Origin of the sequence: Flavobacterium hydatis (genome assembly GCF_000737695.1) — a bacterium.
GTDB classification, from domain to species: domain Bacteria; phylum Bacteroidota; class Bacteroidia; order Flavobacteriales; family Flavobacteriaceae; genus Flavobacterium; species Flavobacterium hydatis.
In genome coordinates, this window is record NZ_JPRM01000016.1 from 1 (window position 1) to 16,902 (window position 16,902).

General features: G+C 31.7%; 12 protein-coding genes and 1 rRNA gene. 10 read left to right on the forward strand and 3 right to left on the reverse strand.

Annotated elements, in window-relative coordinates; all coding sequences use genetic code 11:
• Positions 1-21 precede the first annotated feature (21 nt).
• Positions 22-131 (forward strand): 5S ribosomal RNA (gene rrf, locus IW20_RS11555).
• A 448-nt stretch (positions 132-579) separates the two neighbouring features.
• Here the strand turns inward: rrf and IW20_RS11560 are convergent.
• Entirely contained in the window at positions 580-1,284 is a 705-nt protein-coding gene (locus tag IW20_RS11560) for a LytR/AlgR family response regulator transcription factor (protein ID WP_035622249.1), read from the reverse strand.
• 3 nt (positions 1,285-1,287) lie between these two features.
• Entirely contained in the window at positions 1,288-2,328 is a 1,041-nt protein-coding gene (locus IW20_RS11565; protein WP_035622251.1) for a sensor histidine kinase, read from the reverse strand.
• Positions 2,329-2,549: 221 nt separating this feature from the next.
• Here IW20_RS11565 and IW20_RS11570 point away from each other — a divergent pair, with 221 nt between their 5' ends.
• The gene (locus IW20_RS11570; protein WP_035622253.1) at positions 2,550-3,347 is read left to right on the forward strand and encodes a DUF5694 domain-containing protein; all 798 of its coding nucleotides are present in this window, start codon (positions 2,550-2,552) and stop codon (positions 3,345-3,347) included.
• A 283-nt stretch (positions 3,348-3,630) separates the two neighbouring features.
• Here IW20_RS11570 and sucC read toward each other — a convergent pair whose 3' ends face one another.
• Entirely contained in the window at positions 3,631-4,824 is a 1,194-nt protein-coding gene (sucC, locus tag IW20_RS11575; RefSeq protein ID WP_035622256.1) for an ADP-forming succinate--CoA ligase subunit beta, read from the reverse strand.
• A 415-nt stretch (positions 4,825-5,239) separates the two neighbouring features.
• Between sucC and gltB the strand changes: the two genes are divergently transcribed.
• The 8 genes from gltB to IW20_RS11615 all read left to right on the forward strand — a co-directional run bounded on the left by gltB (position 5,240) and on the right by IW20_RS11615 (position 16,839).
• Entirely contained in the window at positions 5,240-9,757 is a 4,518-nt protein-coding gene (gltB, locus tag IW20_RS11580; protein WP_035622259.1) for a glutamate synthase large subunit, read from the forward strand.
• A gap of 90 nt (positions 9,758-9,847) precedes the next feature.
• Complete coding sequence (locus IW20_RS11585) at positions 9,848-11,302, forward strand: glutamate synthase subunit beta (RefSeq protein ID WP_035622261.1); 1,455 nt, start codon at positions 9,848-9,850, stop codon at positions 11,300-11,302.
• A gap of 268 nt (positions 11,303-11,570) precedes the next feature.
• Complete coding sequence (lysA, locus tag IW20_RS11590; RefSeq protein WP_035622262.1) at positions 11,571-12,794, forward strand: diaminopimelate decarboxylase; 1,224 nt, start codon at positions 11,571-11,573, stop codon at positions 12,792-12,794.
• A 98-nt stretch (positions 12,795-12,892) separates the two neighbouring features.
• Complete coding sequence (locus IW20_RS11595; RefSeq protein WP_035622264.1) at positions 12,893-13,447, forward strand: hypothetical protein; 555 nt, start codon at positions 12,893-12,895, stop codon at positions 13,445-13,447.
• A 449-nt stretch (positions 13,448-13,896) separates the two neighbouring features.
• Complete coding sequence (locus tag IW20_RS11600; RefSeq protein WP_035622266.1) at positions 13,897-15,072, forward strand: hypothetical protein; 1,176 nt, start codon at positions 13,897-13,899, stop codon at positions 15,070-15,072.
• A gap of 55 nt (positions 15,073-15,127) precedes the next feature.
• Complete coding sequence (locus IW20_RS11605; RefSeq protein WP_035622267.1) at positions 15,128-15,790, forward strand: hypothetical protein; 663 nt, start codon at positions 15,128-15,130, stop codon at positions 15,788-15,790.
• Positions 15,791-15,978: 188 nt separating this feature from the next.
• Complete coding sequence (locus IW20_RS11610) at positions 15,979-16,323, forward strand: hypothetical protein (RefSeq protein ID WP_123869579.1); 345 nt, start codon at positions 15,979-15,981, stop codon at positions 16,321-16,323.
• Positions 16,324-16,839 (forward strand): hypothetical protein, encoded by a 516-nt coding sequence (locus tag IW20_RS11615; protein WP_035622273.1) that lies wholly within the window; start codon positions 16,324-16,326, stop codon positions 16,837-16,839.
• Positions 16,840-16,902 lie beyond the last annotated feature (63 nt).

Below are 16,902 nucleotides of genomic sequence, written 5' to 3' on the forward strand. Positions count from 1 at the left end.
GCCTAAAGCAACTAACGACCTTAAGGTGGTTATTGCGGCGGGGCTCACCTCTTCCCATCCCGAACAGAGTAGTTAAGCCCGCCTGCGCAGATGGTACTGCAGTTATGTGGGAGAGTATGTCGTCGCCTTTCTTTAGAATCCTCATCATTTATTTGGTGAGGATTTTTTTTTGTGCCTTACTTTTTGGAGGAGAAATAGGCAAAAAGGTTTTACCGCAAAGAGCGCAAAAGATTACACAAAGGTTCGCAAAGTTTAATTAATAGACTTAGCGAACCTTTGTGGCTTCTTATCTTTGCGCTCTTTGCGGTAAAGTTTTATTTATAGTTACGATGAGTTAATGTAATCTAGATTGATTTATAAGCTAAGTTTTCTTTTGCTGTCTGTAGTTTTATAATCTTACTATTAGAAACAATATTATTTTCCATGAGTAAACTGCTGTTAAATAGCATATCGTAGACTCAGCGCCTTGATTTAACTTTGCATTTATTTGATTTAAAGGTTAATTCTTAAAATTAGGATTAAGTCTTTAGAAATGTAGGTTTTGATGGATTATGTGTGTTATAGTGAATATTTAATTTATTAGACTCTGTTTTTATCAATTTGTTCAAAAAATGAATCTTTATAAGTAGCTCCAATGGGTAATTCTTTTGCATTGATGAAAACAGAAAAGCTATCTGTTGATTCGATTTGTTTTAGGGAAACTATATATGATTTATGAATCTGAATAAAATTATTTCCAAGTAGTGATTCAATTATGTTTTTTAAAGATGAATGCGTGATAATTTGTTGTTTTGCGGTATGAATGCAAACATAATTTTGTAGACTCTCTATATATAAAATGTCATTTAAAAATAACTTATGAAATTTATTTTTACCATCAGTTTTTATAAAAATAAAGTCAGTGGAGTTATTGTTTGAGAATTCTGTTTTTGAGTCAGTATTTAATTTGGAGACTGCTTGATAAAAACGTTCAAAAGCTATGGGTTTTAGTAAGTAATCAACTGCATTCAGTTCAAATCCTTCTAATGCAAAATCAGGATAAGCTGTTGTGAAAATAACTTTTATATCTTTTGAAATAATTTTTGAAATTTGTAAACCTGTTAATTGAGGCATTTGAATGTCTAAAAAAATGACATCAACTGTTTGTGTATTTAAAAACTCTAAAGCCTTTAATGAATCATTAAAAACACCAGTTTTTTCAAGAAAATGAACTTTATCGATATAATTCTCTAGAATACGTGTTGCTGGTGGTTCATCATCAACAATAATACATTTTAAAGCCATAAATTATTTATTTAGAGGTATTTTTAAGTAGGTTTTAAAGATATTATTTCCTTCGGTTTTTTCAAGAGTAAATTTGCTTTTATACATGTACTCTAGTCTTTTAGTTAAATTATCAAAGCCTATTCCGGTTGAAGAATAATTTTCACCTTCAACGGTGTGATTGAAAGTTGAAATCTCTAAAAAATCTTCTTTTATTTTGATTGTAATAGCTGCTTTTTCTTGCTCAGTATTGAATTTTCCGTGTTTAAAAACATTCTCTATAAAATGAATTAAGGCTGATGAAAGAATTCTTTCATTCGAATAATTTCCTTCAATGGTAAAATCTAAATATAACTGATCTTCAAATCGCTTTTTCTGTAAATGAATATAGTTCTGGATGAACTGAATTTCTTTTGAAAGTACTGCCTGATCTTTGTCTGTTTCTGTAATAACATAACGAAGTAAATCGGAAAGTACTAAAATATCCGAAGCCATTTCATCATTTTTTAAAATTAGCTGACTGTAAAAAGAATTCAATGTGTTAAATAAAAAATGAGGACTCACCTGAGCTTTCAATATTTGAAATTCTGCTTTTTTGTTTTCTAAAAGTAATTCCTGATTTTGCTGTTGTGCACTCTGAAATTGCCAAAAAGAATAGCTTAAAGCACTAAAAATAACAGCAGGTAAACCAAAAAAGAAATTATCTGGAATGTAAAACTTCCATTCTAAATCGCCAATAGCATAGTTGTGTACTCCAATAATATGAAACATAATTACTTCTTGAAATAAATATCTGACACCAGCGAAAAGTGTCAATGAAAAAGGAATGCTTATAAAGTAATAATGGATTTTCGTTTTATTTAAAAACCAATCACAGACTGTATAAAAATTTACAATATATACCACAAAAACAGAAAGTATGAAAGTTGATGTCATCCAGAAATAAAGCTTGGACTGCTCTATCATTACTGATCGATTATTAATTCCATAATCCCAAAGACAGTAGGTTAGGAATAATCCAAAGAAAAGGATTATATGGTAGTAAAAAGGTATTTTAAGTTTCATAAATGATAGTTATAAGCTCAAAAATACAATTATGACTTTAAATGGAAATGATGTTTATATGAAATCTTGTTTTTTAATGACGAACCTTGAAAAACATTATATGAACATTTTGAAAGCAGAATATTGGCAGTTGGTCAAGTGAAACTTAGTGTTCATCAAAACTGAAAAAAATGCTTGAAATCTGCTCATACATTTGCAATGAATTTAAACACAAAATCATCATGCAAAAAATTATTTTATTACTAGCTCTTATTACGTTTAATCTATCTTCTGCTCAAACAAAAAAGAAACAAATCTTGCTAATTGGAACTTTTCATTTTGCAAATCCTGGAAATGATATTGCTAAAACAAAAACGTTTAATGTTATGTCTGAAAAAAGTCAAAAAGAGCTTGAAACTATTAGTGACAAAATCAAGAAATTTGGACCAGATAAAATTTTTGTTGAATGGAAATTTACCAAACAAGCCGAATTAGATAAGTTTTACAATAAAAACATAGATAGTCTTTTTAAAAAAGACGCAAACGAAATTACGCAACTGGCACTTCGCACTGCTAAAAAACTAAATCATAAAAAATTATACGGAATCGATTATCGTAACCGCTTTTCTTATGACAGTTTAATGATAAGTATGGATAAAGCTAATCAAAAGGATTTAAAGGAAAGGACTGCGGAATTGATGAAAAAATTTGAGAATGATCAAAATGAAAGAATCTCAAAAAGTACTTTGACTGAACTTATATTATACTACAATGAAAAAGAAGCTGATAAAGATAATTTACAATGGTACTTTGAAGTAGCAAATAGAACTGGAAATTCAGATGATTTTACAGGAGCTTCTTTAGTAGCAAACTGGTATAAACGAAACTTGTATATGTATTCTTTAATCCAAAAGTTAACTGAAAGCAAAGATGATAAAATAATGGTTTTAGTTGGTGCTGGTCATGCTGCAATGTTTAGACAGTTTATTGTAAATGATCCAACATTTGAACTTGTGGAATTATCTACTGTTCTGAAATAATTAATTTAACTAGCAAAACATACTTAGTTTTTTTACATAGTAAGAACTCTATAATAAATGCAAAGTTTGCAAAGTTATATTCATATAGCTTTGTGAACTTTGCGTTTTAATCATAAGGCTAGAGGGAACTTTAGTGTGTTTCTTAGTTAAAAAATAGTATGGATTACACGAAAGGTTGTACGCACTGCAGTTTATCTCTATTATACATACGACTTTATAAAACAAAAAAAAATCCCTCTGATAATATCGGAAGGATTTTCTATATAATTGATTTCTTATTTGATTAAGAAAGTGCAGCTTTAACTTGGTCAGCAGCTTCTTGAAATTCTACTGCTGATAAAATTGGCATTCCAGAATTGTCAATTAGTTCTTTTGCAATAGCAGCATTTGTACCTTGTAAACGAACAATGATTGGCACTTTAATAGCGTCTCCCATGTTTTTGTAAGCGTCTACAACTCCTTGAGCAACACGGTCACAACGAACGATTCCTCCGAAGATGTTGATTAAGATGGCTTTTACGTTTGGATCTTTTAAAATGATACGGAAAGCTGTTTCAACACGTTTAGCATCAGCAGTTCCACCTACGTCAAGGAAGTTTGCAGGTTCGAAACCAGCATACTTAATTAAGTCCATAGTAGCCATTGCTAATCCAGCACCGTTTACCATACATCCTACAGTACCGTCAAGATCTACATAGTTTAATCCTACCTCTTTTGCTTCAACTTCGATTGGGTTCTCCTCACGAATATCGCGCATTTCAGCATATTTCTTTTGTCTGTATAAAGCATTATCGTCGATATTTACTTTAGCATCTACAGCCATGATTTTATTATCCGATGTTTTTAAAACTGGATTAATTTCAAACATAGAAGCATCAGAACCAATGTAAGCATTGTATAATGAGTCAATGAATTTTACCATTTCTTTAAAAGCATTTCCAGAAAGACCTAAGTTAAAGGCAATTCTTCTTGCTTGAAAACCTTGTAATCCTACAGATGGATCAACTTCTTCTGTAAAGATTAAATGTGGGGTGTGTTCAGCAACTTCTTCGATGTCCATACCACCTTCAGTAGAATACATGATCATGTTACGACCTGTACCTCTATTCAATAAAACAGAAACGTAAAATTCTGAAGTTTCGCTTTCACCAGGATAGTAAACATCTTCAGCAACTAAAATTTTATTTACTTTTTTACCCTCAGCAGAAGTTTGAGGTGTAATCAATTGCATTCCGATGATTTGTTCAGCTATTTCTTCAACTTGTTGTAAGTTTTTAGCTAACTTAACTCCACCGCCTTTTCCACGTCCACCTGCGTGAATTTGTGCTTTAATAACGTGCCATCCTGTACCAGTCTCAGCAGTTAATTGTTTTGCAGCAGCTACAGCTTCAACCGCATTATTAGCTACAATTCCGCGTTGGATGCGTACTCCGTAACTAGCTAAAATTTCTTTTCCTTGATATTCGTGTATGTTCATAATATAGAATTTGTCTGGTTCTGAATTAATTTCAGAATAAAAGTGGGACAAAAATAGCAAAAATCAACTTTAAAAAGAAATCTTTTTGGAATAAAAAGCAAGACTTATTTCGCAATGCTTTTTCTTTAAAATTAATTAAAATTTTGAGTTAAATAATTGTGCAATGAATGTTAATTCAAAGACACTATATCGTTTGAGATTTAACATAAAATGTTGCTGTTTTTGGTGCGTAATCGGGATTTTGTCTATAAAAATGAAATTCCAATTATGATTTTGTCAATTCGGGGTGGGTTAAATAATGTTATTGATAATTTAGGATTGTTTTTCTATTATTAGTATAAAAATGTAAGTGATATGCTTTATTTGATAAAGTATGTTTAACAGAATCTTTATTTTTGTAAAAAAAATATCAAGAATGAAAGTTAAAGAACAAGGGCTATATCTGCCCGAATTTGAACACGACAATTGTGGTGCAGGATTTATTTGTAATTTGAATGGTATTAAGTCTAATGACATCATTCATAAAGCATTGGATATCTTAATAAAATTGGAACATCGTGGTGCAGTTAGTTCTGATGGAAGAACTGGAGACGGTGCTGGAATTTTATTTGATATCCCACATGATTTTTTTAAGAAAGTTTGTGATTTTGAAATCCCTGAAACACGAGAGTATGGAGTAGGAATGGTTTTTTTACCTAAAAGTAAAAATCAAGTAGCATTTTGTATAAATGCATTTGAAACAACCATTAAAGAGCAAAACTTAGCTATTTTAGGCTGGAGAGATGTCCCGGTTGATGTAAATAGTTTAGGAGAAATTGCAGCAGAAAAAGAACCGACCGTTAAGCAGGTGTTTGTTAGTAAAAATGGGCAAGAACTAACAGAACAACAATTTAACGCTAAGTTGTTTGCAGCTCGCAAAATAGCAGAACACGCTGTCAGAAATTCCAAGACTTCTGAGAGTCATATGTTTTATTTTTCTAGTTTATCTACAACAACCATTATATATAAAGGTTTGTTGATGCCAGAAGATATCAGCGGATATTATACCGATTTAAAAGATACTGACTTAGTTACACGTTTGGCATTAGTGCACCAACGTTTCTCTACAAATACATTCCCATCTTGGGAGTTGGCTCAGCCTTTTAGATATATGTGTCATAATGGAGAAATCAATACACTTCGCGGAAACATTAGCAGAATGAGAGCTCGTGAAGAATTGATGCAAAGTGATATTTTTGGAGATGATATTAAAAGATTATTTCCTATCATCTTAGAAGGGAAATCAGATTCAGCTTCTATGGATATGGTGGTAGAATTACTGTTAATGACTGGAAGATCACTGCCTGAAGCCATGATGATGGTTGTACCAGAAGCTTGGGAGAAACACCAAACAATGTCTGAAGATAAAAAAGCATTTTACGAATATAATGCTTGTATTATGGAGCCTTGGGATGGACCAGCTTCTATTCCGTTTACAGATGGAAATGTAATTGGAGCCTTGCTTGACAGAAATGGATTGCGTCCTTCTCGTTATACTTTAACAAAAAGTGGTTTCGTAATCATGTCATCAGAGATTGGTGTTCTTGATATTAAGCCAGAAGATGTAATACAGCACGGTCGTTTAGAGCCAGGAAAAATGTTCTTGGTAGATATGAATGAAGGTCGTATTATAGAAGATGATGAGATTAAAAATGATATTGTAACAAAAAGACCTTATAAAGAATGGCTAAATGATAATTTATTGCCATTAGCTAAGGTACCTTATACTAATAATCCTACTCCTATCGAGAGTATTGATTTCGAGACAAGACAACGATTATTTGGTTATACAATCGAAGATTTAAAAACAATCATTAACCCAATGGGATCTCAGGGAGCAGAGGCAATTAGCTCTATGGGTAATGATACTCCATTGGCAGTTTTGTCGGAGCAACCACAGTTATTGTATAATTATTTCAAACAATTGTTTGCTCAAGTAACCAATCCGCCTTTAGATGGTATTCGTGAAGAAATTATCACAGATATCAGTTTAGCAGTAGGAGGAGATTTTAATATTTTTGAAATTGAATCAAAACAATGCAAAAAATTAAAAATCCAAAATCCAGTTATCTCAAAAGAGGATTTAGATAAAATCAAGAATATAGACCACGCAGATTTTAAAACAGCAACAATTTCTACTTTGTATAAAATAGAAAAAGGAGTAAATGGTTTAGAGCGCGCTTTAGAAAAATGTGTTCAGGCAACTTTTAAAGCTGTAAACGAAGGACACAATATTATCATTCTGTCTGATAGAGGAGTGAGCAAAGAATTAGCACCAATACCTATGTTATTGGCTTGTTCTTATATTCATCATTCATTGAATATTTTGCAGGTTCGTTCTAAATTCGGAATTATAATCGAATCGGCAGAACCACGTGAGCCACATCATTTTGCATTATTATTTGGTTATGGAGCAAGTGCTATTAATCCTTATATGGTAAATGAAATTATTCATAATCAAGTTGAACAAGGTTTTATTACAGGAATAAAAGCCGATTATGCTATTGCAAATTATAATAAAGCTATTGCAAAAGGTATTCTTAAGATTATGAATAAAATTGGTATCTCTACATTACACTCATATAGAGCTGCACAAATTTTTGAAATTTTAGGTTTAAATAAAACTTTTTCATCTAAATATTTCCCATATACACCATCTCGAATAGAGGGAATCGGTTTAATGGAAATTGAAAAAGAAGTTAAGAAAAGATACCAAAAAGCATTTCCAAATTCTAAAATTGCCAATTTATTGCCATTAGAAATTGGAGGTATTTACAGATGGAGAAGATCAGGTGAAAAACACATGTTCAACCCAACTACAATTGCCAAATTACAACAAGCAGTTCGTTTAAACAGCCCAGAAAGTTATAAGGAATATTCTAATATGGTCAATGAGCAAAGCTCAAACCTTATGACAATTAGAGGATTATTTGAATTTAATAACCTAGATCCAATTTCTATTGATGAAGTAGAGCCTTGGACAGAAATTGTAAAAAAATTTAAAACGGGCGCAATGTCTTATGGATCTATTAGTAGAGAAGCACATGAGAATTTAGCAATTGCTATGAATAGAATTGGCGGAAAAAGTAATTCGGGAGAAGGAGGAGAAGATCCTAAACGTTTCCAGAAAGAAATTAATGGAGATTCTAGAAATAGTGCTATCAAGCAAGTTGCTTCAGGAAGATTTGGTGTTTCTATCAATTACCTGACAAATGCTAAAGAGATTCAGATAAAAATGGCTCAAGGTGCTAAACCTGGAGAAGGAGGACAATTGCCAGGCGAAAAAGTAGTGCCTTGGATTGCTGAAACTAGAAATTCAACACCTTATGTTGGGCTTATTTCTCCACCACCTCACCACGATATTTATTCTATTGAAGATTTATCTCAATTAATTTTTGATTTAAAAAGTGCCAATCGTGAAGCGCGTGTTAACGTAAAATTAGTTTCGGAAGTAGGAGTAGGAACAATCGCTGCTGGTGTTGCCAAAGCAAAAGCAGATGTGATCTTGATTTCTGGTTATGACGGAGGAACTGGAGCTGCACCATTAACATCTTTACAACATACAGGTATTCCTTGGGAACTTGGTTTGGCGGAAGCCCAACAAACTTTGATCTTAAATGATTTAAGAAGTCGTGTAGTATTAGAGTGTGATGGTCAGTTAAAAACGGGACGTGATGTTGCTATTGCAGCTTTATTAGGAGCGGAAGAATTTGGTTTTGCTACGGCGCCACTTGTAGCTTCAGGATGTATCATGATGAGAGCTTGTCATTTAAATACTTGTCCAGTTGGTATTGCTACACAGGATCCAGAATTAAGAAAAAATTTCAAAGGAACACCAGAGCATGTAATCAACTTTATGTATTTTATTGCAGAGGAGTTAAGAGAAATCATGGCACAATTAGGATTCAGAACTTTAAAAGAAATGGTAGGGCAATCACAAAAATTAAATGTGAACAAAGCTATCAAACATTATAAAGCTAATGGATTAGACTTGTCTTCTATTTTATACAAACCAGAAAAAGCAAAAACAGAACCAAATCATAATACAACAACTCAAGATCACCAACTTGAAAATGTATTGGATTTTGACATAATTAAAGAAGCTATTCCGTCTATCTATAGAAAAGAGAAAACAAGAGTAACTTTTAAGATTAAAAATACAGACCGTTCTGTAGGTGCGATTTTGAGTAATGAAATCTCAAAAATCTATGGTGCACAAGGATTACCCGATGACACTATTTTAGTTGATTTTGAAGGTTCTGCCGGACAAAGTTTTGGTGCTTTTGCAACAAATGGATTGTCATTTAAAATTCACGGAAACTGTAATGATTATTTAGGTAAAGGTCTTTCTGGAGGAAAATTAATTGTAAAAGTACCTCCTACGGCGACTTTCAAACCTGAAGACAATATCATTATTGGAAACGTTGCCCTTTACGGAGCTATTACTGGTGAAGCATACATTAATGGTATGGCTGGAGAACGTTTTTGTGTGAGAAATTCTGGAGCAACTGCTGTTGTAGAAGGAATTGGAGATCACGGATGCGAGTATATGACGGGGGGAACTGTCGTTGTTTTAGGTAAAACCGGAAGAAATTTTGCTGCAGGTATGAGCGGTGGTGTTGCTTACGTTTACGACAAGAATAGAAAATTCGATTCTACATTATGTAACATGGAAATGGTTGCATTTGATCCTATGGAAGAAGATGATTTTATCAAGTTAAGACGTTTAATCAAGAACCATTCGTTATACACAAATAGTCCATTAGCAAAAAGACTTTTGGCAGACTGGGAAAACGAACAGGAACATTTCATCAAAGTAATGCCAACAGATTATAAAAAGGCATTACAGAGAATAGCAGAAGAAAAGCAAATTGAAGAATTAATAGCTGATTAAGAGGTTCTGAGTTACAAATGTGCAGAGGTACTAAGTTTGATTTTTTCAACTTACTTCTCACATCTCACTACTAAATTTAATAAAAAAGTCATGGGTAAGATAGGTGGATTTAAAGAATATAATAGAGCAGACGAAAGTAATATTGCTGTTAAGGAACGTATCTCAAACTATAATGAGTTTACGATAACCTTAGAAAAAGATAAGATCAAAGAACAAGGTTCAAGATGTATGGATTGTGGTATTCCGTTTTGCCACAGTGCATGTCCGTTAGGGAATTTAATTCCTGATTTTAATGACATGGTACATCAGGAAGAGTGGGAGAGTGCATTAAAAATTTTGCAGTCTACAAATAACTTCCCTGAATTTACAGGTCGTTTATGCCCAGCTCCATGTGAAAAATCATGTGTATTAGGAATTATCAAAGAACCAGTTGCGATAGAAAATATCGAAAAAAATATTATCGAAAGAGGTTTTGCTGAAGGTTGGATTAAACCACAACCACCAAAAAAGAGAACAGGAAAAACAGTTGCTGTTATTGGTTCAGGTCCTGCAGGTTTGGCAGCGGCACAACAATTAAACAGAGCTGGTCATACCGTTACCGTTTTTGAGAGAGACAATGCAATAGGTGGATTATTGCGTTACGGAATTCCAAATTTTAAATTAGAAAAAGGAATAATCGACAGACGTGTAGTAATATTAGAAGCCGAAGGAATTGTATTTAAAACCAATGTAAATGTTGGAGTTAATTATAGTATCGAAGAACTAAATGCATTCGATTCGATTGTTTTATGTGGAGGAGCAACCGAAAGAAGAAGCTTACCAACAAAAGGAATCGAAAGCAAAGGCGTTGTTCAAGCAATGGATTTCTTAACACAACAAACAAAAGTTTTATTTGGAGAAGAAATTCCAAACCAAGTAAAAGCTACAGGCAAAGACGTTATTGTTATTGGAGGTGGAGATACAGGATCAGATTGTATCGGAACTTCAAACAGACACGGAGCAAAATCGGTTACTAATTTTGAGATTTTGCCTAAACCACCAGTTGGAAGAAGCGAAACTACACCTTGGCCATTTTGGCCGTTGCAACTTAAAACATCATCTTCTCATGAAGAAGGTTGTGACAGAAACTGGTTAATAAATACAAAAGAGTTTCTTGCAAACGAAAAGGGGGAATTAGTAGGTTTAAAAACTGTCGAAGTAGCTTGGAAAATGACACCAGGACAACGACCAGAACTTATAGAGAAAGAAGGTTCAGAGAAAATTTGGCCATGTGATTTAGCTTTATTGGCACTTGGATTTACAGGACCAGAAAAAACATTAAGCGATCAATTAGGATTACAGTTGGATATGAGAAGCAATTACAAAGCAACAAATTATCAAACAAATGTTCCTCATATTTTTACAGCTGGTGATATGCGCAGAGGACAATCCCTAATTGTATGGGCAATCTCCGAAGGCCGTGAGGCAGCAAGAGAAGTAGATTTATATTTAATGGGATCTACAAATTTACCAACAAAAGGAAGCGGAGACTTACCAAGTCTATAAACCAACAAACAACACAACAAAAGAAAACCCTTGAATGTTATTTATTCAAGGGTTTTTGGTTTTAAGTTATAAGATTGTAAGGCATTAAAGTTCAAAGGTTTTTTCTGAAAAAAACTTAGTAACTTAGCAACTGAGAACCTTAGAAACTAATTTCTAATATTGTGCACAAAATGTTTGTTTTTAAACAAATTGTTATAATTTGTTATTATTTTGCATTTTATTGGTGGGTATTCAAAAGAGTAATAAATTTGTCAAAAATAGTTTAACAATGCAATCAAAAGATTTACTGCAATTAGCAGACCAATTTGGAAGTCCATTATATGTGTATGATGCTGAAAAAATCCAATCACAATACAACAGGTTAACTAAAGCGTTCTCTAAAGTAGAGAATCTTAGAATTAACTATGCCATGAAGGCTTTGTCTAATGTAGCAATACTTCAGTTGTTAAAGGATATGGGGTCTGGATTAGACACAGTATCTATTCAAGAAGTATTACTTGGACTTCACGCTGGATATGAGCCTGAGAGAATTTTTTACACACCAAACGGAGTTTCTTTAGAAGAAATTGAAGAAGTTGCTGCAATGGGTGTGCAAATAAACATCGACAACTTATCTATTCTGGAGCAATTCGGAACCAAATATCCTAATACACCAGTTTGTATTCGTATCAATCCGCACGTAATGGCAGGAGGAAATGCTAATATTTCTGTGGGACATATCGATAGTAAATTTGGAATATCGGTACATCAAATTCCTCATATATTAAGAATTGTAGAGAATACAAAAATGAGTATTGTAGGTATTCACATGCACACAGGATCGGATATTCTTGATATCGAAGTATTCTTGTATGCTGCCGAAATCTTGTTTGATACAGCAAAACACTTCAAAAACTTAGAGTTTCTAGATTTCGGAAGCGGATTTAAAGTACCATACAAAAAAGATGATATCGAAACTGATATTGAAGAATTAGGTAAAAAACTATCAAAAAGATTCAATTCTTTCTGTGCAGAATACGGGAAAGATTTAACGTTGATTTTCGAACCAGGAAAATTCTTGGTAAGTGAGGCAGGTTTCTTCTTAGCGAAAGTAAATGTTGTAAAACAAACAACATCAACTGTATTTGCTGGAATCGATAGTGGTTTTAATCACTTAATTCGTCCAATGCTTTATGGTTCACAACACCATATCGAAAACATCTCAAACCCAAAAGGGAAAGAGCGTTTTTACTCAGTAGTAGGGTACATTTGCGAAACAGATACCTTTGCAAACAACCGTAGAATTTCGGAAATTACCGAAGGTGATATTCTAGCTTTCAGAAATGCAGGAGCATATTGTTTCTCTATGTCTTCAAACTACAATTCAAGATACAAACCAGCAGAAGTTCTTTGGATGAACGGAAAAGGAATCTTGATTAGACAACACGAAACATTCGAAGATTTACTTAAAAATCAAATTCCGTTGCCACAAGAAATTGCAGCAACAGTTTAAAATAAAAAAAGAGAATATCTTGTTAATCCCGTTTCTTAATTGAGGCGGGATTTTTTTTATACTTTTATGCGAATTTAAAAAAACCTATATTAAGACCTATGAAAATTTTAAGAATTATTATCCTATTTAGCTTTATAGTACTATCATCTTGCTCAAACAATGCTGAATCCCTTGATGACTTCTCTCAAGAAATCATTACTAATATTAAAAATAATGATGCTGAAAAAATGTACTCTCTCTTTTTATCTCCTGACGAAACAGCATTGTACGGTTTTTTAGATGGTTCTGTCAGTTCAGACGAAATGTCAAATCTACAATCACCCCAACAACTAATGGATTTAATTATTGAAAAAGGAAAAAAAAACAAGCCCTTTGAGATCAAAACGATAAATCAATACATTTCGCATTTTAAAACAATGCATGACTGGGAACAAGTAAAATATGTTAAAACAGAATCTGTTTTGGTAGAAAAGAGGCAAGTTACTAATTTAAAGAATAAACAGAAAGTAGATTCAGACATCTATGATCTAAAAATCATTTTGAAATTAAATGACAAAAAAGAATATTTCATCAAAATAAATAAAGCCATAAAATTAAATGGCAGATGGGCAATATTCCCTTTAAAAAGCTTTGGAATAGAAATTCCAGAATAAATTTGACTTTTATTTCTTACTACATTTGCTGCAGTAGTTTAAAATAAAAAAAAGAATATAAATTTTAAAAATCCCATTCTCAAAAGGTGAATGGGATTTTTTGTTTTATAAATACTCCAATTGTCAGGCAGAGCGGAGTCGAAGCCTTAGCGTTGTCTTGACAGAAAAGATAACGTATAATCTTTAACCAACCAGTTTAATTTTAAAACTTTTAATATTTCGGACGTGTCCCTCCGGGTCAGGCTTTCGGCTTTATCTTTTGTTCCGTTTCTCTTCACAAAAGGATATCGCCTCTATCTTTCACGCAGCATCGTTTTCATCAGAAAAATATAAAATAATTAAAGATTTGTAAGTATTATTTTAATATTTTCGCAAGACAAGCTAGGTCTTTTCAGAATTAAATATTAGAACTAATTATATAAAAACTCAATAAAAACCAAAACCAAAAAATGAAATTTGAATTCAATAATTTTTTTCAAAGTAGCAAAAAATATTCACACATGCTTTGTTTGTTATTCTTGCTATTTTTTAATTGCAAAACAAAAGAGAGTAATATTCAAAAAAAACACAAGAATCCAACATCAGATACTATAGCATCACAAAGTGATGATTCAGTAGATCATAGTAGTGAAGACGAAATTGCTGCGAGGAAAAAATATATAGCTTTCTTAACCGATTTTTTAAATCAAAAAGAGTCCAAACAATCCATTGATACTTTAAACAATAGAGTAGAAGCTGCAATGGAAATATATGCTAATTATAATGCACTTAAAGATTCAGATTTTGTAGATATAAACGACAAATTAGTCAGTTTTATTGAGAGTAAAAATGATTTAAAAATGCCTGAAAGTTTTTATACTGCGGGATTAATGGAATCTTATGGTTACTTTAGTATTGCCGATGGACACCCTATAAATCATTTTAAAAAAGGAGCAAAATTAGGGAATGTAAATTGTGTAAAATATTTAGCGATAATTTATTTTGAACGAATTTTATCGAAACATAATGCAACAGAATTATGTGATCCTGTTTGTATGTCACACCGAGGCAGGAATTATATTGAAGAGTCTCATTTAGCAAGTTTAAGTAAAAAGGATATCTTAGGCTTTACTTCCCCTTCAAATAATGTTTTATTAAAAACAATCACTGATCATATCAATGCAAAAATGACGGATGAAGAAATATTAAATTATGTTATTCATTTACGAACCCATTCAAATCTTATTTTTAATTTGAATGACATACAAATTAAAGAAGCTTTAAATAATTACAAAGCAGATTCTAAATCATATCAAGGGAGTAATAGCAATGAAGTGTTTAAAAATGTTTTAGACAATAATTCGAATATTGATATTAGCGATGTTGCAGAACTCTACACTTTTAATTATCCAGCTTACGAAAATGATGCTGTGTTTTTATTTTGGATTACATTAGATTTTGAGAAAAAAGGAATTGTAACCTACAATCAATTTATGGAAGAGTATGATTTACAAGAAAAATACGGAATTATTGATTTAGGATCTCGAGAATTAATTAACGGCATATTAAAATATTTTATCGAACATGGAGATGCTAAAAGTGAAGAATTACTAAAAGAATATGCTAGTAATGATACTTCAAAATAAAGATGTAATAAAACGCATAAGCCTAAAAAAATATAATTTATAAATAATTACACCAATGAAAAAAGTATTTTATCTGAGTATCCTATTCTTATCAATTCAAAATTTATGTGCTCAGAATATTGTAGATTTCTTTTATTCGATTCCAGCACAATACCTAGATAGTTTAAGTTATGTTGAAAGAAAAAGTTTGATTAAAAATAAAAGACTTGAAAAATACGATATGTTATACACAGTAGAGTATGATATTAAAAATGGATATTTGCGGTTAGAACAAAGTTATACTGAAGGACAATCAGGATATGGAATTTACGAAATAGTATATTGGAATGTTAAAAATAAAAAGTTGATTGCCGTTTCTAGTGTTTTGGGAAGTAATGGAGGATTTCATCAAAATAATTTTAAGTTTTTTGAATACAAAGACGAGAACTTATCAGAAGTAAGAAATGGCTATTTAAAAAGTTATACTTCAAATTTTGAGGTTTTTATAAATAACCTTGTTGGTGAATTCACTAAGAAAAATACTAGTCAATCGGTTAAGGGGGACTTGTCTCAATCTCAGTTTACAATTGCGTTGCCACGAAAAGGTAAAAATATTGCCGTATCTTTTAAGGAAAATAATATGAGCGATCCAACGTATTTTGATAAAAACTATGCTAGATATTTAAATTTTAGAGAGAAAGTGTATAAATGGAATGAAATTAAAGAAGTTTTTGAATAATAATTAATCCGCTACCTGCTCTGCGAAGCCTCCCGACTTTGTAGAGACAATAACAAGGCATTACAAAGATTAAAAAGAATATAGGAACGTGTACGAAGTTGGGAGATTTTCACCATCACGGAACCTGCTCTGCGAAGTCTCCGGACTTCGTAGCGACAACAAAGGGTATAACAAAAAATAAAAATGATATGGAAAACGCTGGAATATTATTCGAGAATCATTTTAAGATTTATGTTTTGTTTAAAGATAAAATAGTATTTGAGAGTGAATTAGAAAAGCAAAATATTGAATATTATTGTGACATAGAAAATCAACCAAACTTTGAGAGTGGTATAAGGTATTTTATAAATGAAAGTAATCGAGTACAAGTTGATACAATATTTAAAGAAAATAAAATTATTGCTAGTACAGAAACGATAAGGATTTCTGATTATCAAGATGGCAAAAAAAGTATGGTATTTTATTTTAAAGTAACAGGACTTGTTATCGGGATAACGATTTTGATAATGTTGCTTGAAAAAATATTAAAATAAATGGAAAATGAAATTGAAAAAGCAACAATAAGTTTGCTAAAAATGGTAAATGAAAGTTGCAGGAATAATATTTCTGAAAATCTAATGTTCATTTTATCTAATGAAAATGAGGTACAAGCAGACAATTTCGAAATTATTAGAAAAGAAAGAGTAAAAATAAATTTAAAAAAGCAGCCCAAAAATATCACTGAAATATTCAAAGAATTATCGGATTTATACGAAAAAATATATGATTTAAATCTTTATGTTTTTAAATCAGAAAAGAATAGGACAATAATTGAAATAAGATACTATCTAAAAACTGAATTAGAAACAGAGTTTTTAAAAACTGTTATAAATAATCCTGCAATGCTTCATTGTAAAATTATACTTCCACCATATCGAAAAAATGACAAAGAGAAATTTGATATTAATTGGCATTTAGGAGGAATTATTCATAATTGGAGATCTTTTTGGGGGAAAAGAAGAATAAGTAAGGAATTAAAAAAAATGGAAACTTTAAGGAATCATAAATAAAAAAAACGGGCGCAAGACACTTTTGCACCACTCTGCGAAGTTTCTCGACTTCGTGGCAAAAAC